This window comes from Microvirga sp. 2MCAF38 (genome assembly GCF_052115485.1).
In the GTDB taxonomy this organism is placed as follows: Bacteria; Pseudomonadota; Alphaproteobacteria; order Rhizobiales; family Beijerinckiaceae; genus Microvirga.
Genome location: NZ_JBFRGU010000004.1, coordinates 532,357 through 551,469, shown reverse-complemented (window position 1 = coordinate 551,469; position 19,113 = coordinate 532,357). Strand labels below are relative to the sequence as shown.

Sequence of the window (19,113 nt, the reverse complement as noted above, 5' to 3'; positions counted from 1 at the left end):
TCACAGGCAACGCTCTGACTTTTCAACCCCCACCCCTACCCCTCCCCGCAAGGGGGAGGGAAGAGCGCGGACCAAACTCGGGTCGTTATCGGCCCGCGCGAAAGCTTGTTTCTCCGGGCAAAGTGCACTAAATGACCGACCTATCCGAAAAGACGCCGATGAAGACGGTGCAGGTGTGGCGCGCGAGAGCGTGCCCTTACGGCGTTAAAAGACGTCCTTTCGGGTCGCACGTTTTCCATCCGCCGGCGATACGCCGGCCCGCTTTTTAAAGCGGCATGCCTTGGACATGGCCCTAGAGGGGCGTCCCTGGCAGCGGCGGTTGGGGACGATCCGTAACACGAGCCGCCGGCGTTGCCCCTTAAAACTGGGCCATTCAGGAGATCATATGTCTGCAGCACTGCAACAGCCGAGCCGTGAAGATTTCGCGGCCCTGCTCGAAGAATCCTTCCGTACGAACGAGATCAGCGAAGGCTCGGTCGTGAAGGGCAAAGTGGTCGCGATCGAGAAAGACGTCGCGGTCATCGATATCGGCGCCAAGACCGAAGGTCGCGTCGCTCTCAAGGAATTTGCCGGCCCCAATCGCGATCAGACGATCAACGTCGGCGATGAGGTCGAGGTTTATGTCGAGCGCATCGAAAACGCTCTCGGCGAAGCCGTCATCTCGCGCGACAAGGCTCGCCGCGAAGAGTCGTGGGTGAAGCTCGAGAAGGCCTTCGAGGCTCAAGAGCGCGTCAATGGCGTCATCTTCAACCAGGTCAAGGGCGGCTACACCGTCGATCTCGACGGCGCAGTGGCGTTCCTGCCGCGCAGCCAAGTCGATATCCGCCCCGTGCGCGACGTCACCCCGCTCATGGGCGTGGCTCAGCCGTTCCAGATCCTCAAGATGGATCGCCGCCGCGGCAACATCGTCGTGTCGCGCCGTACGGTTCTCGAAGAGAGCCGCGCCGAGCAACGCTCCGAGCTCGTGGCCAACCTCGAAGAGGGTCAGGTCATCGACGGCGTGGTCAAGAACATCACCGAATACGGTGCGTTCGTTGATCTGGGCGGCATCGACGGCCTGTTGCACGTCACCGACATGGCATGGCGCCGCGTGAACCACCCGTCCGAGGTGGTCACCATCGGCCAGACGGTCAAGGTCAAGATCATCAAGATCAACCACGAGACGCACCGCATCTCGCTCGGCATCAAGCAGCTGCTCGCCGATCCGTGGGAAGGCATCGCCGCCCGCTACCCGGTCGACGCCAAGCTCAAGGGCCGCGTCACGAACATCACCGATTACGGTGCGTTCGTTGAGCTGGAGCCGGGCATCGAAGGCCTCATCCACGTCTCCGAGATGTCCTGGACGAAGAAGAACGTCCATCCGGGCAAGATCATCTCCACTTCGCAAGAAGTTGAGGTCGTCATCCTCGAAGTCGATCAGGTCAAGCGCCGCATCTCGCTCGGTCTCAAGCAGACCCTGCAGAACCCGTGGGAAGCCTTCGCCGAGAAGCATCCTGTCGGTTCGGAAGTCGAAGGCGAAGTCAAGAACAAGACCGAATTCGGTCTGTTCATCGGCCTCGAGAACGATGTCGACGGCATGGTCCACCTCTCGGACCTCGACTGGAACCGTCCGGGCGAGCAGGTCATCGACGACTTCAAGAAGGGCGATATCGTGCGCGCCCAGGTTCTCGACGTGGACGTCGAGAAGGAGCGCATCTCGCTCGGCATCAAGCAGCTCGCAGGCGACCCCTTCGCGGAAGCCGGCGAACTCAAGAAGGGCCAGATCGTCACCTGTGAGGTTCTCGAGGTGAAGGACGGCGGCCTCGAGGTGAAGATCGTCGATACCGACCTCTCCACCTTCATCAAGCGCAACGAACTCGCCCGCGACCGCGCCGACCAGCGCCCCGAGCGTTTCGCTGCCGGTGAGAAGCTCGATGCCCGCGTGACCCAGTTCGACCGCAAGGCTCGCCGCGTCACCGTCTCCGTCAAGGCCCTCGAGGTCGCTGAGGAGAAGGAAGCGATGGCGCAGTACGGCTCGGCCGATTCGGGCGCGTCGCTCGGCGACATCCTGGGTGCAGCCTTGAAGGCCAAGGACAAGAAGTAAGATCCTTCACGGGATCATCATCTCCGGACTCGTCCGGAGATTTTCTTCGAAAACCCGCGCGATCCATCGCGCGGGTTTTTTGTTGGCGTCAGGCGGTGATGAGGATAACCAGGATAACATATCGAAAGGTTGTCCCGATGCAGGTCTTTATCCGCGCCGCCTGTCTTTCGCTCGCTTTCGTCGGAGCGCTTAGCGTGAAGGCGCAGGCTTCTGACTGCTTGTCTTATGAGAACCCTGTCGCGATCGAAGGCGTGCTGATGCGTGCGACATATCCAGGGCCCCCGAATTATCAAAGCGTTGCCGAAGGCGACGTAGCCGAAACGTATTTCTTTCTAAAGCCAACCCGGTCTTTTTGCGTGAATGCGGCCGACGATGGCTTGGGCGATGCGGTGGAGAAGGTTACACGGATCCAGCTTGTTTTGAGCGGCGCTCAATATTCCCAGCTCAGAAGATGGATCGGTCGTCGTCTGCGCCTCAAAGGGTCGTTGTTCGGAGCAATCACTGGGCATCACCGGACTCCAGTGCTGATGGAGGAGGTGGAAATAGCGTCCTTCATAAGAAAGGACCTGAAGCCGCACTGAGGCGTTTCTTTTCCTGGGAAGAAGATGCCCTTTTTGTTGGCCTCTTCTCTTGCCGCTCTATCTCTTTTCGAAATATTGTCTGCAACGCCAAAAGCTTAGCCTTTTCGAAAGACCCTGATCCCATGTCCATGGATGCCGAAGCGATTGCCGACCGCCAGCGTCTGCGCCGGAAGCTGAGTTTCTGGCGATTCATGGGGCTTGTTGCCTTGATCGTCGGCGTTCTGGCGCTGGGTTATGCGGCGGCCGATCGGCTGGGCCTGATTCCGGGGCAGACGCATATCGCGCGCATTTCCATCAATGGCGTGATCACCGGAAATCGGCGGATAGCCGATCTCATGCAGCAGGTGGGGCGGCAGAAATCGGTCGCCGGGGTCGTGATCTCGATCAATTCGCCTGGTGGAACCACGACCGGTTCCGAGGAGCTTTTCCGCAATATCCGCACGCTGTCCCAGAGAAAACCGCTTGTCGCTTTCGTCGACGGGACGGCGGCGTCCGGCGGATACATCACGGCGATCGCCGCTGATCATATCGTGGCGCGCGAAACGTCCCTTGTCGGTTCGATCGGTGTGCTTTTCCAATATCCGGAAGTGTCCCAACTCCTCGACAAACTGGGTGTGAAGGTCGACACGGTGAAGTCCGCGCCGCTGAAGGCGGAGCCCAGCGGGTTCACCCCGACGAGTCCTGAGGCCCGGGCCGCCTTGCAATCGGTGGTCAACGATACTTACGACTGGTTCAAACGTATCGTGCGCGACCGGCGCGGCATGAACGATTCCGAGCTGGCCACGGTCTCCACCGGCCAGATTTTCAGCGGGCATCAGGGGGTGCCGTTGAAACTCGTCGATGCGCTCGGAACCGAGCGGGATGCCGTCGCCTGGCTCGAAAAGGAAAAAGGTGTGCATCCCGGCCTCCCGGTGCGGGACTGGCGGCCGCGCGGCGAAAGCAGCCTGTCGCCCTTCGTCTGGGCGGCATTCGGGGCCGATATGTTCGGATTTGAGCAAGTGGCAGAGAGCATTCGGCGCGCATCCGCCGCAACGCAGCTTGACGGTCTGTTAACGCTCTGGCAACCTGCCGAAAAATAAAGCCACATCAAACATATAGCTACCGATGATCAAATCCGAACTGGTGCTCAAACTCGCCGAGCAGAACCCGCATTTGTATCAACGCGATGTCGAGAACATCGTGAATGCGATTCTCGATACCATCGCGGATGCCCTCTCGCGGGGCGACCGAGTGGAATTGCGCGGCTTCGGCGCGTTCGCGGTGAAGAAGCGCGATGCCCGCACGGGACGCAACCCGCGTACTGGCGCGTCCGTGTCGGTGTTGGAAAAGGTGGTTCCCGTTTTCAAGACGGGTAAGGAAATGCGTGTGCGCCTCAACGGTTCGAAGGCGGCTTTGCGTTAGAGCATGATCAGAACAAGTGGGAACCGGTTGTTCGCCGAAATCAAAGAAACATGATCAAGCTTTAAGACATGCTTCACCGGAGGGATCGGGCGGACGCGATGGTCGCGGCTTGCGCGGTTGACCTCCCCACGTCGGAGGTATGGACGTGATCCGTTTTCTGAAGGCGCTGATTCTGCTGCCCATCGCGCTCGCCGTCGTGCTGCTTGCGGTGGCGAACCGCGGATCGGTCATGCTGTCGCTCGATCCGTTCACGGAAGGTGCGCCTGAATTCGCCGTCCAGCTTCCGCTTTTCGTCGTGATTTTCGCGGCCACGGCCCTGGGTGTTCTGATCGGCGGGATGGCGACCTGGCTCGCGCAAGGCAAGCATCGCCGCGCCCGTCGCGAAGCGCGTCGTGAAGCCAATCATCTGCGCGGTGAGACCGAGCGTTTGCGCGCGCAGATCCCAGTGGCGAACGTGCCTGCCGTTCCTCCCTCCCGCACATCCTTCCTGTGAGCCTCATGCGCGTCATTACCTCTGCCGAGATCGATCAGGTCGTCACGTTTCCGCACCTGATCGATGCTCTTGCCGAGGCATTTCGCAGCGATATCGAAACACCGGTCCGCCATCATCACGAGATCGAGCGTGAAGGGGCCCATGGCACTCTTCTGCTCATGCCTGCGTGGTCGGGCCCGAAGACGAAGGATGGTTTCGTCGGCGTGAAGGTGGTCTCGGTTTTCCCCGATAATGGCGCGAAGAATCTGCCGAGCGTTCTCGGCACCTATCTCTTGATGGACGGCGCAACCGGTGAGCCGCGCGCGGCGCTCGACGGCACGCGTCTCACGTTGTGGCGCACCGCTGCGGCGTCTGCCCTCGCGGCGCGTTATCTCGCCCGCCCAGACGCCGCTCGCATGGTGATGGTGGGCGCGGGCTCCCTCTCGCCCTTTCTCATCCGCGCGCATCTGAGTCAGCGCCCGATCCGGGAAGTTGCCCTCTGGAATCATCGCTTCGAGCGCGCCGAGAACGAGGCTGCGCAATTGCAGGCCGAGGGTTTGCCCGTTACGGCGGTGCGCGATCTCGAAGGCGCGGTGCGCGAGGCGGATCTCGTGTCCTGTGCGACCCTTTCCACGGCTCCGCTCATAAAAGGAGCGTGGCTGAAAAACGGAGCGCATCTCGATCTTGTCGGCGCGTTCAATCTCTCCATGCGCGAGGCGGATGATGAAGCGTTGCAGCGTGGCGATGTCTATATCGATACGCATGCCGCGCGCAGCGAAGGCGGCGATGTGGCGCTCTCGCTTCAGAGCGGGGCAATTGCAGCCTCGCACGTGAAGGGCACTCTGTTCGATCTTTGCCGGCAGGACAAAAGCCAGCGGCGCCATGCGGAGGCCATCACCGTGTTCAAATCGGTGGGCACCGCGCTTGAAGATCTGGCTGCGGCGATGCTGGTGTGGCGCAAGCTGCCACATACGGCGTAGCATCCGGTCATGACGACACTCATCAAGATTTGCGGGCTCTCCACGCCCGAGACTCTCGACGCCGCTCTCGACGCGGGCGCGGATCTCGTCGGCTTCGTACGGTTTGCCAAGAGCCCGCGTCATGTGAACCTCGATCAGGGTCGCGACCTGGCGCGCCGCGCCAAGGGTCGGGCGGGGCGCGTCGCGTTGGTGGTCGATGCGGAGGATGCGGAACTCGCCGATATCGTCGAGGCGCTCGACCCTGACCTGCTGCAATTGCATGGGCACGAGACGCCGGAGCGCGTCGCTGCGATCCGTGCTCGTTTCGGCAGGCCGGTCATGAAAGCGCTTGGCATCGCTGAGGCCGCCGATCTCGAGGCGATTTCAGCCTATCGCGAGGTTGCGGACCGCATTCTGCTCGATGCCAAGCCGCCGCGCACGGCTGATGCTCTGCCCGGTGGCAACGGTCTTCCTTTCGACTGGCGGCTTCTCGGCGGGCTTGACCCCGCCATTGCCTTCATGTTGTCAGGAGGGCTGAACCCGCAGAACGTCGCCGAGGCGATCCGGCTCACCGGAGCCAGGGCCGTCGACGTCTCTTCGGGCGTTGAAAGTCGTCCGGGTCTCAAGGATCCGGCCAAGATCGAGGCCTTCATCAAGGCCGCCAGGGTGGCCTTGGCCGCCCCTGTTTCATAAGGCGCAGAACCGTGTCAGCTCCGGCTCAAACCAATTCCTTCCGTACCGGCCCCGACGAGCGCGGGCATTTCGGCATGTTCGGCGGCCGTTTCGTCGCCGAAACTCTGATGCCGAACATCCTGGAATTGGAAAAGGCCTATGACGAGGCCAAGGCCGATCCGGCCTTCAAGGCCGAGATGGATGGGTACATGACCCATTACATCGGCCGCCCGAGCCCGCTCTATTTCGCCGAGCGCATGACGGAGCATCTTCGCGAGGTTTCGACGGCCTCCGGCCTATCGGGCGGGGCGAAGATCTACTTCAAGCGCGAAGAGCTGAACCATACCGGCGCGCACAAGGTGAACAACGTCCTGGGCCAGATCCTTCTCGCCCGCCGCATGGGCAAGAAGCGCATCATCGCCGAGACGGGCGCAGGCCAGCACGGCGTTGCCACCGCCACGCTCTGCGCGCGGTTCGGCCTGGAATGCATTGTCTATATGGGCGCGGTCGACGTGGAGCGGCAAAAGCCCAACGTGTTCCGCATGAAGATGCTGGGCGCTGAGGTCATCCCCGTGCAATCCGGCACCAAGACCCTGAAAGACGCCATGAACGAGGCGTTGCGCGATTGGGTCACCAACGTCGCCGACACCTTCTATTGCATCGGCACCGTGGCGGGCCCGCATCCTTATCCGGCCATGGTGCGCGATTTCCAATGCGTCATCGGCGACGAGACCCGGGTGCAGATGATGGAAGCCGAAGGCCGCCTGCCGGATTCGCTCGTCGCCTGCATCGGCGGCGGCTCGAACGCTATCGGCCTGTTCCACCCCTTCCTCGATGATCGGGGAATCGAGATCTACGGCGTCGAAGCGGCGGGTCACGGGCTCGATAAGCTCCACGCGGCCTCCCTCACCGGTGGCCGTCCCGGTGTGCTGCATGGCAACCGCACCTACCTCCTCATGAATGAGGACGGCCAGATCCAGGACGCTCACTCCATTTCCGCCGGTCTCGACTATCCCGGCATCGGCCCGGAACACGCCTGGCTGCACGATGTGGGCCGCGTGAACTACATTTCCGCCACCGACGACGAAGCACTGGAAGCTTTCCAGCTCTGCTCGAAGCTCGAAGGCATTCTCCCCGCCCTTGAGCCGAGCCACGCGCTCGCCAAGGTCATGGAACTTGCGCCGAAGAAGCCGAAGGATCACCTGATGGTGGTGAATATCAGCGGTCGCGGCGACAAGGACATTCCGCAGATCGCGGAGATTTTGGGAGCGAAGATTTGAGGGCTAGCTGAGCCCTCCTCCCCACAGATCTCGGGTGTTCCCGAGATCTGCTTTATCCGGCGCAAGTCGGGAACACCCGACTTGCGATGGGGAGGAGTTGGAGGAGGGGGTGCAAGCGCCAACATCTCAAAACGTTGCGCTCACACCCCCACCCTAACCCTCCCCACTAGGGGAGGGAAAAATGTAGCGACAGCATCAGTCGCCCATCATCGCTTCGATGAACAATTCCGGATCGAGGCAGAATTCTCGCAGCAGACGGAAATGTTGCGTCTCTTCGAGCTTGATGGGTTCGAGTCCGTATTTCGTCAGGCTGAGGAGGCGTGCGCCTGGATAGGCCATCAGAATCGGCGAATGCGTCGCCATGATCACCTGGCACAGGCCTGAATCGTCCATTCGGCGCAGCAGTTTCAGGAATTCGATTTGCCGTGCAGGCGAGAGGGCGGATTCAGGCTCGTCGAAAAGATAGAGGCCTTGCGCTCTGCAGCGCTCCTCGAAGAAGCGCAGAAAACCTTCGCCATGCGAGTGCGAGAGAAAATCCGGTGGAGCCCCGCCCCCTTCGATGGCGGCCGTATCGAGATAGCGCGATACGGAAAAGAAGCTCTCGGCTCGAAAGAACCATCCTTGCGTGACCTTGGGCAGCCAGCTCGCGCGAAGCGCCTGAGCCAATTGTCCGCCCATCGCCTCGACAGCACGCGAATGATCGACTGGTTTATAACCCTTTCCACCCCCGGCTTCGTCATAGCCGGCGAGCGCGGCCACTCCTTCGAGAATGGTCGATTTCCCGACGCCGTTCTCTCCGACGATGATCGTGACGGCGCAATCGAAGTCGATGGAAAAAACACCGCTTTTGAAGAGAGGCAAACAGAAAGGATAGCGCGCCCTGTCGCCGATCCTCTCTTCGTCCAGCCACACGCGCTTCAGATATGGGGCTCGCAATTTCGTCAGGGCAGCCTTGGCCATCGTCGTGAATTGCAATCCTGTCGCGGCATTAACGCCTTGGCGTCTCGATCACGGATAATGATATTTTGTTGCGTGACTATGCAGATTTGCGAGATCGATGTCCACATCCCGACTGGACCATGCTAAAGACCCGCCCATGACACAGCGCATCGAAGCCCGTTTTAAAAAGTGCCGCGCGGAAGGCCGTGCGGCTCTCGTCACCTATGTCGTGGCCGGCGACCCGGATCTCGAAACCTCGTTCGAGATCATGCGGAACTTGCCGAAGGCCGGCGCCGATATTGTCGAGTTCGGCATGCCCTTCACCGATCCGATGGCCGACGGTCCTGCCATCCAGGCGGCGGGCCTGCGGGCGCTGAAGGGTGGGCAGAACACCATCAAGACCCTCGAACTCGTGCGCCGTTTTCGCAAGGAAGATTCCGAGACGCCGATCATTCTCATGGGCTATTTCAATCCGATCTATATCTATGGCGTCGATCGCTTCCTTGCCGACGCCAAGGAAGCCGGGGTGGACGGCCTGATCGTGGTCGATCTGCCGCCGGAAGAGGACGACGAGCTGTGCCTGCCCGCACTGAAAGCCGGGCTCGCCTTCATCCGTCTCGCTACCCCGACGACGGACGACAAGCGGCTTCCGGCGGTTCTCGCCAATACGGCCGGGTTCGTTTATTACGTTTCGATCACCGGCATCACCGGCGCGGCGACCCCCGATTTCGGTAAGGTTTCCACGGCGGTGGAGCGCATCAAGCGGCATACGCCTTTGCCTGTCGTCGTGGGTTTCGGCGTCAAGAACGGCGCGCACGCGGCGGCCATCGCCGAGGGTGCCGATGGGGTTGTGGTCGGCTCGGCTCTGATCGATGCCCTCAAGGGCACGCTCGATGGGCAAGAGCGCGCCACCTCGCGTTCCGTCGAGGCCGTCACCACATTGGTGAAGGAATTGAGCGAGGGCGTGCGGTCCGTGTCGAAGCGGGACGCTGCTTGAAGAATTAAAGACGCGTCATGCCCGGACTTGATCCGGGCATCCACGCCTTAACTGCGTGGGAAAGACGTGGATGGCCGGGGCAAGCCCGGCCATGACGAGAGGATTGAGAATCATGAACTGGATCTCCGAAGTCGTTCGACCGAAGATCAAGACGCTGTTCAAGCGGGAATCGCCCGACAATCTCTGGATCAAGTGTCCGGAGACCGGGCAGGTGGTGTTCCACAAGGATGTGGAGGCGAACCAGTGGGTCATTCCCGGTTCCAACCACCACATGCGCGTCTCGGCCGCTCAGCGCCTCGGCCTGATGTTCGATGGCGGCACCTGGCTCGATGTGGCCCTGCCTGATGCGCCGGTCGATCCGCTGAAATTCCGCGACGAGAAGCGCTACACCGACCGCCTGAAGGATGCTCGCACCAAGACGGGTATGCAGGATGTGTTCAAGGTCGGCTACGGCCGTGTCGAGAGCCTGCCGATGACCATCGCGGTGCAGGATTTCGGCTTCATGGGCGGCTCGCTTGGCATGGCCGCGGGCGAGGCGATCGTGAAGGGTGCCGAGACCGCGCTCGAAAAGAAGACGCCGTTCGTGCTCTTCGCGGCTTCCGGTGGCGCGCGCATGCAGGAGGGCATTCTCTCCCTCATGCAACTGCCCCGCACCACAGTCGCCGTGCGTCGCCTGCGCGATGCGAAACTGCCGTATATCGTCGTGCTCACCAACCCGACCACCGGCGGTGTCACGGCGTCTTACGCGATGCTGGGCGATGTCCAGATTGCCGAGCCCGGCGCACTCATCGGCTTTGCGGGTCCGCGCGTGATCGAGCAGACCATCCGCGAGAAGCTGCCCGACGGCTTCCAGCGTTCCGAATACCTGAAGGATCACGGTATGGTGGACATGGTCGTGCATCGTCATGACCTGAAGGCCACCATCGCGCGGCTTTCTCGTCTCCTCACAAAGACCCCGGCGGTCGCGGCTTAAAGTTTTCGTTGCCGCATGATCTTATCGAAAAACCGGATCCCACTTTTTCGGATCATGTTTGGAGCAGGGCGATGGATTCCTCCGATGCGCTGATCGCGCGCTTTCTCGCCCTGCACCCGAAGACCATCGATCTGTCGCTCGGGCGCATTCAGCGGCTTCTCGCCCAGCTCGGGCACCCCGAGCGGCGCCTGCCGCCGACGATTCACGTGGCCGGCACGAACGGCAAGGGTTCCACCATCGCCTTCATGCGCGCGATTCTGGAAAGCGCCGGGCTTGCGGTTCACGTCTACACCTCGCCGCATCTCGTGCGCTTCCACGAGCGCATCCGCCTCGGCCGTTTTGGCGGCGGGCGTTATGTGGAAGAGGATCGTCTTGTCGAAGCGCTGCGCCGCTGCGAGGCGGTGAATGCGGGCGAGCCCATCACCGTGTTCGAGATCACAACCGCCGCTGCGATCCTGCTGTTTGCTGAAGAGCCTGCCGACGTGCTGCTCCTCGAGGTCGGTCTCGGCGGTCGTTATGATGCCACCAACGTGATCGACCGCCCGGCTGCTGCCGTCGTCACCTCCATCGGCCACGATCACGCCGAATATCTCGGCACGACCCTGGAAGGCATTGCCGGCGAGAAGGCCGGCATCTTCAAGCGCGACTGTCCGGCAATCATTGCGCATCAGGATTATCGCGTCGCCGACGACGTCTTGTGCGCGGCGGCGGAAACTGTCGGCGCATCGCCCATTATTGTGGGCGGGCAGGATTTCTCCGTTCACGAGGAGGCCGGGCGGCTCGTCTATCAGGACGAGAAGGGCCTGCTCGATCTACCGCTTCCCAAACTCGTCGGGCGGCATCAATTCATCAATGCGGGCACGGCCATCGCGGCTTTGCGTGCCGCAGGTTTCGAACGGTTCGAGAGTCAGGCTTTCGAGGCCGGATTGCGCCGGGCCGAATGGCCGGGCCGGCTGCAGCGTCTCTCCAACGGCGTGCTGGAGAGCATCGCACCGGAGGGCAGCGAGTTGTGGCTCGATGGCGGGCACAATGCCGATGGCGGGCGCGTGCTCGCCGCAGCGATGGCGGAGCGGGGCGAGCATAGCGAAGCGCCGCTCGTGCTCATCGTCGGGATGCTTGGCACCAAGGATTCGGAAGCCTTCTTCAAGAATTTTCTCGGCCTCGCGCGCGAAGTGATCGCGGTCCCCATCGCGGGCCAGATCGCGGGGCGTCCGGCGGAAGAGACCGCCGACATCGCGGGAAGCGTCGGCCTCATCACGTCGATCCAGGCGAGTGTGGAAACCGCTTTGGCATCGCTCAACAATTTCGTTTGGGAACACCCGCCGCGCATCCTGATCTGCGGCTCGCTCTATCTCGCGGGCGAGGTGCTGGCGGCGAACGGGACGCCGCCGCAGTAGATGCATCGGATGCCGCCCCTCATCCTGCGGAGCGGCGCAGCCGCGTCTGGAAGGAGGGTCGGAATGCTCTGGAGACGCCTCGTCCTTCGAGACGGCCTGACGGCCTCTCAGGATGAGGCTGCGCTTGGATCTACGCTTGGGCTCTGTGGCAATCAACATGAAAAAGGGGCCTTCCGGCCCCTTTCGTCATTCTATCGGAGGTGAACTCAAGCCGAGGCCTGGATCCATTTCGCGAGGTCGCCCTTGGGCGCGGCGCCGACCTTCTGGGCCACGACCTTGCCGCCCTTGAACATCATGAGCGCCGGGATGGAGCGGATGCCGAGCTGGGAGGAGATCTGCGGATTTTCGTCCACATTGAGCTTGGCGATCTTCACCTTGCCGGCCATCTCGTTTGAAATTTCTTCCAGAGCCGGGCCGATCATGCGGCAGGGGCCGCACCATTCCGCCCAGAAATCCACAACGACGGGTTCGGCCGAGTTCAACACATCCTGTGCGAAGCTCGAATCGGTTACCTTAACGGTCGCCATTACAATCACCTTTGCTGGCTCTTGGAGCAGGATAGTGCTCGCAAGTCCTTGTTATCTCGCATGATATTTCCGACGAATGTCCGCCGGACCATGCCCTAAAAGCGCGACTCAAAAGCAGGAATCGCCTGTCTGTCGAGGCAAGTTAAGAAGCCCCCCGTCCGGAATCAAGCGACCGTCTTTGTCATCACGCCGCTTTGATGAGGCTGAGGGCTGAATCAAGCTCCTGCTCTCTCAACTCGTGAATGACCGGACCGGATGTCCAGATCAGGAAGGCCCGCACCCGCCGCCCCGGATAGATTTCGCGCAACAATTGGCGATACAGCGCCAATTGCGCCGCATAAGCCCGTGGCGTCGCCTCGCCGGCTCTCGGTGGGCGGGCGGTGGTCTTGAAATCGGCGACCAACACCTCAGTTTCGAGCACCGCAAGGCGGTCGATCTGGCCGGAGACCATCACATCGCCGGAAGCGGTCGAGACCTTGCCCGCAATCGGCGCTTCGGCGCGGGAATTTGCGCCAAAGAGCGGATGCAGGGCGTTGTGACTGATCACGCTGAGCGCCTGGGCGATGATCGTCTCGGCGAGCTCGGCCTTCAGGCGCGGCGCTTTCGCCTTCACATAGGCGCGGGCGACAGCTTCCCGGTGCTCGGGGCGCTGGTTCGGCAGACGTTCCAACAGTGCGTGCACGAGCGTGCCGCGAAGCCGGGCATCGGGCGCATAGGGTCCATCGCCTGGCCGTGCCAGCCGGTCGGCCGCACCAAGGGCGCTGGAGGGGCGCAGCGGCGGCAGGGGTTCCGGCTCCGGGGCGACCGGTTGCGTCAGCCAGTCGGGGACCGGTGCGGGATCGGCACGCGCCACATCCGAGGCCTTTGCATGGCCTGCCCGCATGTTGCCGTCACGCCAGACTTCGATGGCACCGTAAGGCGCTTCGTCCTGCTCCAGCGCGCCCGCCTTGCCGACGAGTCCGCGCCGGATCATCTCGCTCCAGGCCTCGTCCGGCGGATTTTTTCTGTTGCCGCCGAGATAGGGAGCGATGACGAGCCGGTCCTTGGCGCGGGTCATGGCCACATAGAGAAGGCGATTGTGCTCCTCCAGACCTTTAGCGTGAAGATCGGCGCGCGCTGTGGCCAGCGCGGCACTGTCCTGCCCCTTGCTGGCAGACCAGACGGGAAGCGTGTCACCCGAGGCGGTCGGAAGCTGGATCAGCGGTGGATCGCGGCCCAGAACTTCGCAGCCGTCGATGACGATCACCACAGGCGCTTCAAGACCTTTCGCGCCATGCACGGTCATGACGCGCACCTCATCATGCACGGCGTCGAGATCGCGTTTGATGGTGTGTGACGCGGATTCGAAACGGTTGAGGAAAATCGTGAGAGAAGGCGTCTCCGCCATCTCCGATTGATGCGCGAAGCTCAGGAAAGCATCGATGGCATCGCCTGCTTCGCTGCCGAGCCGTGCAACGAGTTTTGAGCGACCATTCAGCGGCCCGAGCAAGGTCGCGAAAAAGCCGAATGGGCCATGCGCGCGGGCGAGTTTCCGCCATGCATGGAAGGCATCGAGGCCGCGTCTTGCGGCGTCATCCTGCGATGCATGACGTCCCAATGCCGCGATTAGCGATTCATCGGCGCCGCGCGACGCCGCAATGCGGATGAGATCGTCGTCGGTGAGGCCGACGAGAGGCGATTTCAGCGCGGTGGCAAGTGTCAGATCGTCTTCCGGCAAAAGCGCCGCGCGGCCCGCCGCGACAAGATCGAGCACGGCGATGTGTTCGCCGATGTTGAGACGGTCTGCGCCCGCCACAGGCACGCCTGCTTCCTTCAACGCGCGGATCACCGCTTCAAAAGCAGCGCCTCGCTTGCGCACGAGAATGAGGACATCGCCCGCGCCCCACACGCGACCGGTATCGTCGCCGCGCGTGATCCAGCCCTTGACGGCGCGTGCGATGCGCCGGGCGACGACGACCGGCGGCGCATGCTGTTCGGGCTGGTCTATGGGCAGAACCCACGCCTCCGGCTCTTCCTCGTCGCTCGGGCGCTCGATCGGCCAGAGTTCGACATGGCCCGGAGCGTGCGGACGCGCGCTCTCATGCACCGTGCCGACCGCGTGGTCCTCGAAGGAGAGGCCCTTGAAATTCTGCGGCAGCGCGAAGGTCGCGTCCACGGCCGAGAGAACGGCGGTCGCCGAGCGGAACGAGACGGTGAGGCGCACATCTTCGAAGTGCATCGTCGCATCGCGCACTTTCCGCGCCCAGGCCTGACGGCTCGTTTCGAATTCCTGCGGAGCCGCGCCCTGAAAACCATAGATCGATTGCTTTGGATCGCCGACCGCGAACAGGGTGCGCAGGCGCCTGTCCCGCGCGCCGACGCCGGCGGTGAAGTCCTCCGTGATACGACGCAGGATCTCCCATTGTTGCGGGTTCGTATCCTGTGCCTCGTCCACGAGCACGTGATCGATGCCGCGATCGAGCTTGTAGAGAATCCATCCGGAATCGTCGCGGGAGAGAACGCCGAGCGTCTTGTCGATGAGATCCTGAAAATCGAGTGCCCCGAGCCGCGCCTTGGCACGATCCACATTGCGTCCGATCTCGGCGGCGAGCATGAAAAGCGCGACGGTGCGCTCCATCGCTTCGGCGGCCTTGCGTCGGTTGAGAAGGCGGCCGATGCGATGCATCTCGTCGACGAGCTTATCCTTCAGAACGGGGGCAACGGCCTTCGTGACGAAGCGGTCTTCCGAGCGGAGCGCATCCTCCTTGGTCAGGAAGACCGAAAGATACTTGCCCAGTTTCTCGTCATGAGTGACGGCGTTCGCCGCCGCAATGAACGCGTTCGCCCGCTCCTGGTCGGTGGCTTTCCCGGTGAGCAGCTCTTGCGCGATGGCGAGCCATTGCGAGGGTGCAAGGCCGTCCTCGATCATGGCGCGCTCGATGCTCGCCACATCCTCGCCCGGCGACAAGCCGAGTTCATGGCGAAGGCGCGCGAAGCCCGCCTCCAACCCCTCGGGATGATGCAGGAAATCCTTGCAACGAAGCGCTGAACTCAACACCGCTGCGAGAGCATCGCCGGTCGCCTCGACGGTCACGATGCCGAGCGCCTTGTGAAGCACGGAGCCGGGTTCGGCCATGGCGCGCGCCAACACCCTGTCCGTCTCGTTCGCCAGGAGTTCATCGCTCTGGCTTTCATCGAGGACCGTGAAGCGTGCAGGCACATTCGCCTCGAAGGGCGCGAGGTGCAGAAGGCGTTCGCAGAAGGCGTGGATGGTGTCGATCTTCAAGCCGCCCGGTGTCTCGACGGCGCGGGCGAAGAGTGTGCGCGCGAGACGCAAATGCGAGGCGCTTGGGTGCTCGCCTTCCAGTTCCGTCAATTCCGCGATCAGCGCCTCGTCGTCGAGCGTGACCCAGCGGCCGAGGCGCTCGAAAACTCGGATCGCCATATTGGCGGCGGCGGCCTTGGTGAAGGTGAGGCAGAGGATTTTTCCGGGCGGCGATCCGGCGAGCAGAAGCCGCACCACCCGGTCCGTCAGAACTTTGGTTTTGCCCGCGCCTGCATTGGCGGACACCCAGGCGGATGCTCGCGGATCGGCGGCCTTGCGCTGCGAATCCCTGGTGTGGGTCGGGACGACGAGATCGTTCATTCGCCGCCTCCCTCGCCATTGCTCGCCAGCGACCATTCTTTCACCCGCGCGAGATGATCGTATTCGGAAAAGCGGCGCGCATATTTCGGGAAAGGCCGCGAGACGTAAGCCGCATCGCCTCTGGCATAACGCGCTATCATGCCCTCGAAACGATGGCCGTGTTCTCTCACGATCTCGGCAACAGAACGGGTCTCGTCGCGTCCGGGTTTCAAAGGCCTTGGCGTCAACGGTTCTCGCCCGCCAGAGGTATGGATGTAGAGAAGGTCCGGCGTCTCTCTCGCTGTGGACAGCTTGTCGAACGCGCCCTTCATCAGCATCACTGCCTCTAAGGTGAGCTGCGGCGAGAAGCCTGCGAAGACTTCTTTCACGCCGGGCGGTTGGCCCGTCTTGAAGTCCACGATGACGAAGGAGCCGTCGCGGCGTTGCTCGATCCGGTCCGCGCGGGCGCGCAAGGTGAAGATCGAGCCGTCGGCAAGCGTGATCGGCAGGCGGCCGGAATGTTCGGGATGGATGTCGGCGAGAAGCGGACGTCGCTCCTTCTCCCAATCGACATATGCGGCGGCGAGACGTTCGAAACGTGGCCACCAGATCGCGGCGATTTCGGGAAACGCTTTCAGGGTTTCATCGAAGAGTTCTTCGCCGCGTTCCAAAACGCGCGCCAGGGCATCCTCGGGCAATCCTTTCGGAAATGCCTTCGTGAAATCGCCGAACACCGCATGGATGATCGTGCCGCGATCCGCAGCGCCCGGCGCGGTCGCAATCGCTTCGAGCGCGTCGAGCTTGAGAATGTGACGCGCGAAGATCGAATACGGATCGCGCACGAGCGTTTCGATTTCCGTGACGCTGAGGCTTCGCGGAAAGAGTTTCGGATCCGGCTTTGGCTCGGGGCGCTGGAGTGCGGGCGCGGGCTTTGGCGTATCGAGAACACGCACGAGATGGCGATAACGTTCGCCCGCTTTCGTCATGCTGCTCCACACATCCGGCCCGGTGAAAGCTTTCAGCCGTTGCAGGAAACGCGAGGGCACGGTGGGCGATCCGTCGCGTTTCTGCGCGCGGGTGATCAACACATCGTGGGTGCCGAGAGCCTGCACGAAATCGTGCGCTGTCTGGCCGATGCGCCGCTCCGGCGGCATCAGGCCGACGCGGGCGCGCATGGGCCGGTTGAGGAAAGCATCCGTCACCGTGCGCGGCGGCCAGGTGCCCTCGTCGAGTCCACCAAGCACGATCCTGTCGGCGGTGAGAAGGCGCGCTTCGAGAAGACCGAGGATCTTGATGCGACGGTGGGTGGAGCGCGGAGTCGGGCTCAAGGTCCGCTGTTGGGCCAGCGCCTTGAAGAAGGAAGGATAATCGGCGAAGCGGCCTTCCAGCGCGCCGATTTCGGAGAGGTCGAGATCATCGAAGAGCGCCGCGAGCGCTTCGATGGAGGCATCATCCTCGCTCTCACCGTCAGGGAGTGCCATCAGGGCCTCGACCGTGCGCCTGTGGTCTGCCACCAGCGACATGAGATCGAGGGTATCGCCTTCGTGGAACGCGGGACCGAATTCGTCGAAGGCCTGTTCGACGCGCTGCAAGAGTTCGTCGGCGAGCGCCCAATCCTCCTCGCTCAAGCGAAGGCGGGGTCGCGGCGTGCGGTGATCTTTTTTCTCCCCTCGGCGTGCGTCCAAAGCCGCACGAAGGCCTGCGATTCCGGGGGCGGGTTCCGGCCCCCGCAGCACGCCGATTTCAAGCGCGCTCGCGGCGCGCTCCACAATCTCGCGTGCCCAGCCGAGCCGCACCAGCGGATGTGCGAGAAGGGCGAGCAGATGGATCGGGCGAAGGTTGTCCGCAGCCGCCTCCGCCGTCAGGCGCGCGAGACGGCCCGCCGGTGTATCGGGAAGAGCGACCCCTGCGGAATCCTCCACGCTGACGCCCCATCGCCCGAGTTCGGCCGCGACACGGGCGGCAAGCGCGCGATCGGGCGTGATCAGCGCCGCCGTACGCTCGGGCTCGCTCAGGGTTTCCCGCAACGACACTGCGATGGCGAAGGCCTCTTCGCGCTCGTCCGCCGCCTCTACGACGGTCAGGCCCTCGCAGCCGCCGGTGCTGAGGACAAGACGCTCGGCAGCGTTCATCAGCACCCAGCGATCCGTCGTATCCGGCGGGCGCAAGGCTTCCGAGAGCAGGCGATTGCGGGCTCGCGCGTTCGGGGACATGTCGCCGAGAAGCGTGACGGCAGAGCGCGGAACGCGCAAATGCTTATCCACGAGGCGGCGCAGAACCGCCTGCGGATGGCCGTGAACGGGGTCGGTTTCGCCATCGGAAATATTGCCGATGGTGGTCCAGCTCTCGTCATCGAGATCGGTGTCGAGGCCGGGCAGAACCACCGCCCCGTTGGGCAGGCGCGCGATGGCGGCAATCAGGTTGGCGGTTGCCGGAATCGAACCCGTGGAGCCCGCGACGATCATCGGATTTCGGAGCTTGTCGCGCGTCAGACGCTCGGCCTCGGCTTCCAACAACGCGTTGCGGCGCTGGGCCGGGTCGCTTGCCTTCCGATCCTGCAAAATCTTCGGCCAGTTGTCGCTGACGATCTGCACGAAGCGCCGGGTGATTTCGAAATGTTCGGAATAATCCGTATCGACCGCAAGGTTGAGCGCGTGCCAGTCGATCCCTTCCGTGGTGAAGGAATCCATCAGCGCTTCGAGATCTCCCGCGAGATTGACCGCATCGGCGGGAGACGCGGGAACCATGAAGGGCACTTCCGGCCCGAGACGCAGAAGGCTGCGGTCCACTTGCGCCGACCAGCTTTGGACGAGGCGCGTGAGGATCAAGCGGCGTTCGAGCGCAGGGATCGGGGGTTTCAGTGCGGCAGCGTCGCCAAAAGGCGTGCCTTCGAGTCCGGTGAGTTCGAACTCCGCTTCATCCGCTTCGCCGAGCGGAATGATGCGCGGCAGAAGCTGCGCCCTGCCTTCGCCTCGCTCCGCGAGCAGGGTCACGAGCGCCCGCGCGGCGCGGCGCGTCGGCAGGTAGATGGTGAGATCGGCGAGCGCCGTCGGATCATCGGAAAGGGAGCCGATCAGGCGGCCATCGAGCAGCGCATCGACAAGGGTCGGCAGAAAGGCCGAGCCGGGAGAGATGGAAAAGACGCGCGCGTCAGTCGATGTCATTCAACCTCACCGCAAAAGCATGATCAGAACAAGTGGAAACCGGTTGTTCGCCCGGAACATGCGG

15 protein-coding genes are annotated in these 19,113 nt (G+C 62.8%); 11 read left to right on the top strand and 4 right to left on the bottom strand.

What is annotated here, in order from left to right; all coding sequences use genetic code 11:
• Positions 1-385 precede the first annotated feature (385 nt).
• The 8 genes from rpsA to trpB all read left to right on the top strand — a co-directional run bounded on the left by rpsA (position 386) and on the right by trpB (position 7,448).
• Positions 386-2,083: a 30S ribosomal protein S1 gene (rpsA, locus tag AB4072_RS11420; RefSeq protein WP_441968046.1), complete on the top strand. Its 1,698-nt coding sequence runs from the start codon at positions 386-388 to the stop codon at positions 2,081-2,083.
• A gap of 137 nt (positions 2,084-2,220) precedes the next feature.
• Positions 2,221-2,664 carry a DUF4431 domain-containing protein gene (locus AB4072_RS11415; protein ID WP_441968045.1) on the top strand — a complete coding sequence of 148 codons (444 nt, stop codon included), beginning with the start codon at positions 2,221-2,223 and terminating at the stop codon, positions 2,662-2,664.
• A gap of 122 nt (positions 2,665-2,786) precedes the next feature.
• Positions 2,787-3,743 (top strand): signal peptide peptidase SppA, encoded by a 957-nt coding sequence (sppA, locus tag AB4072_RS11410; RefSeq protein ID WP_441968044.1) that lies wholly within the window; start codon positions 2,787-2,789, stop codon positions 3,741-3,743.
• Positions 3,744-3,768: 25 nt separating this feature from the next.
• Positions 3,769-4,065 carry an integration host factor subunit beta gene (gene ihfB, locus AB4072_RS11405; protein WP_441968043.1) on the top strand — a complete coding sequence of 99 codons (297 nt, stop codon included), beginning with the start codon at positions 3,769-3,771 and terminating at the stop codon, positions 4,063-4,065.
• A 145-nt stretch (positions 4,066-4,210) separates the two neighbouring features.
• Entirely contained in the window at positions 4,211-4,558 is a 348-nt protein-coding gene (locus AB4072_RS11400; protein ID WP_441968042.1) for a lipopolysaccharide assembly protein LapA domain-containing protein, read from the top strand.
• Between the two features lie 5 nt (positions 4,559-4,563).
• On the top strand, positions 4,564-5,517 hold the full coding sequence (locus AB4072_RS11395) for an ornithine cyclodeaminase family protein (protein WP_441968041.1): 954 nt from the start codon (positions 4,564-4,566) through the stop codon (positions 5,515-5,517).
• A gap of 9 nt (positions 5,518-5,526) precedes the next feature.
• Entirely contained in the window at positions 5,527-6,189 is a 663-nt protein-coding gene (locus AB4072_RS11390; protein ID WP_441968040.1) for a phosphoribosylanthranilate isomerase, read from the top strand.
• A gap of 74 nt (positions 6,190-6,263) precedes the next feature.
• Entirely contained in the window at positions 6,264-7,448 is a 1,185-nt protein-coding gene (gene trpB, locus AB4072_RS11385; protein ID WP_441968090.1) for a tryptophan synthase subunit beta, read from the top strand.
• 195 nt (positions 7,449-7,643) lie between these two features.
• On the opposite strand, the gene AB4072_RS11380 is transcribed toward trpB, so the two are convergent.
• Positions 7,644-8,408, bottom strand: a complete 765-nt coding sequence (locus AB4072_RS11380; RefSeq protein WP_441968039.1) for an AAA family ATPase — start codon at positions 8,406-8,408, stop codon at positions 7,644-7,646.
• Positions 8,409-8,544: 136 nt separating this feature from the next.
• Between AB4072_RS11380 and trpA the strand changes: the two genes are divergently transcribed.
• From trpA to AB4072_RS11365, 3 genes are all read left to right on the top strand, one after another.
• Positions 8,545-9,384: a tryptophan synthase subunit alpha gene (trpA, locus tag AB4072_RS11375; protein ID WP_441968038.1), complete on the top strand. Its 840-nt coding sequence runs from the start codon at positions 8,545-8,547 to the stop codon at positions 9,382-9,384.
• A 112-nt stretch (positions 9,385-9,496) separates the two neighbouring features.
• On the top strand, positions 9,497-10,357 hold the full coding sequence (gene accD / locus AB4072_RS11370; protein ID WP_441968037.1) for an acetyl-CoA carboxylase, carboxyltransferase subunit beta: 861 nt from the start codon (positions 9,497-9,499) through the stop codon (positions 10,355-10,357).
• 71 nt (positions 10,358-10,428) lie between these two features.
• Positions 10,429-11,754, top strand: a complete 1,326-nt coding sequence (locus AB4072_RS11365; protein ID WP_441968036.1) for a bifunctional folylpolyglutamate synthase/dihydrofolate synthase — start codon at positions 10,429-10,431, stop codon at positions 11,752-11,754.
• 206 nt (positions 11,755-11,960) lie between these two features.
• On the opposite strand, the gene trxA is transcribed toward AB4072_RS11365, so the two are convergent.
• The 3 genes from trxA to addB form a co-directional block, all read right to left on the bottom strand.
• Positions 11,961-12,281 carry a thioredoxin gene (gene trxA, locus AB4072_RS11360; RefSeq protein WP_441968035.1) on the bottom strand — a complete coding sequence of 107 codons (321 nt, stop codon included), beginning with the start codon at positions 12,279-12,281 and terminating at the stop codon, positions 11,961-11,963.
• Between the two features lie 184 nt (positions 12,282-12,465).
• Positions 12,466-15,906 (bottom strand): double-strand break repair helicase AddA, encoded by a 3,441-nt coding sequence (addA, locus tag AB4072_RS11355; protein WP_441968034.1) that lies wholly within the window; start codon positions 15,904-15,906, stop codon positions 12,466-12,468.
• Positions 15,903-19,049: a double-strand break repair protein AddB gene (gene addB / locus AB4072_RS11350; protein WP_441968033.1), complete on the bottom strand. Its 3,147-nt coding sequence runs from the start codon at positions 19,047-19,049 to the stop codon at positions 15,903-15,905. Before addB ends, addA begins: the two co-directional genes overlap by 4 nt.
• Positions 19,050-19,113 lie beyond the last annotated feature (64 nt).

Bases quoted from the DNA above. Each gene is read 5' to 3' on its own strand.
- accD (WP_441968037.1), top strand. From the start codon at position 9,497: ATGAACTGGATCTCCGAAGTCGTTCGACCGAAGATCAAGACGCTGTTC.
- addB (WP_441968033.1), bottom strand. From the start codon at position 19,049: ATGACATCGACTGACGCGCGCGTCTTTTCCATCTCTCCCGGCTCGGCC.
- trpB (WP_441968090.1), top strand. From the start codon at position 6,264: ATGTTCGGCGGCCGTTTCGTCGCCGAAACTCTGATGCCGAACATCCTG.
- AB4072_RS11380 (WP_441968039.1), bottom strand. From the start codon at position 8,408: ATGGCCAAGGCTGCCCTGACGAAATTGCGAGCCCCATATCTGAAGCGC.
- AB4072_RS11395 (WP_441968041.1), top strand. From the start codon at position 4,564: ATGCGCGTCATTACCTCTGCCGAGATCGATCAGGTCGTCACGTTTCCG.
- trxA (WP_441968035.1), bottom strand. From the start codon at position 12,281: ATGGCGACCGTTAAGGTAACCGATTCGAGCTTCGCACAGGATGTGTTG.
- trpA (WP_441968038.1), top strand. From the start codon at position 8,545: ATGACACAGCGCATCGAAGCCCGTTTTAAAAAGTGCCGCGCGGAAGGC.
- addA (WP_441968034.1), bottom strand. From the start codon at position 15,906: ATGAACGATCTCGTCGTCCCGACCCACACCAGGGATTCGCAGCGCAAG.
- AB4072_RS11390 (WP_441968040.1), top strand. From the start codon at position 5,527: ATGACGACACTCATCAAGATTTGCGGGCTCTCCACGCCCGAGACTCTC.
- AB4072_RS11415 (WP_441968045.1), top strand. From the start codon at position 2,221: ATGCAGGTCTTTATCCGCGCCGCCTGTCTTTCGCTCGCTTTCGTCGGA.
- rpsA (WP_441968046.1), top strand. From the start codon at position 386: ATGTCTGCAGCACTGCAACAGCCGAGCCGTGAAGATTTCGCGGCCCTG.
- ihfB (WP_441968043.1), top strand. From the start codon at position 3,769: ATGATCAAATCCGAACTGGTGCTCAAACTCGCCGAGCAGAACCCGCAT.
- sppA (WP_441968044.1), top strand. From the start codon at position 2,787: ATGTCCATGGATGCCGAAGCGATTGCCGACCGCCAGCGTCTGCGCCGG.
- AB4072_RS11365 (WP_441968036.1), top strand. From the start codon at position 10,429: ATGGATTCCTCCGATGCGCTGATCGCGCGCTTTCTCGCCCTGCACCCG.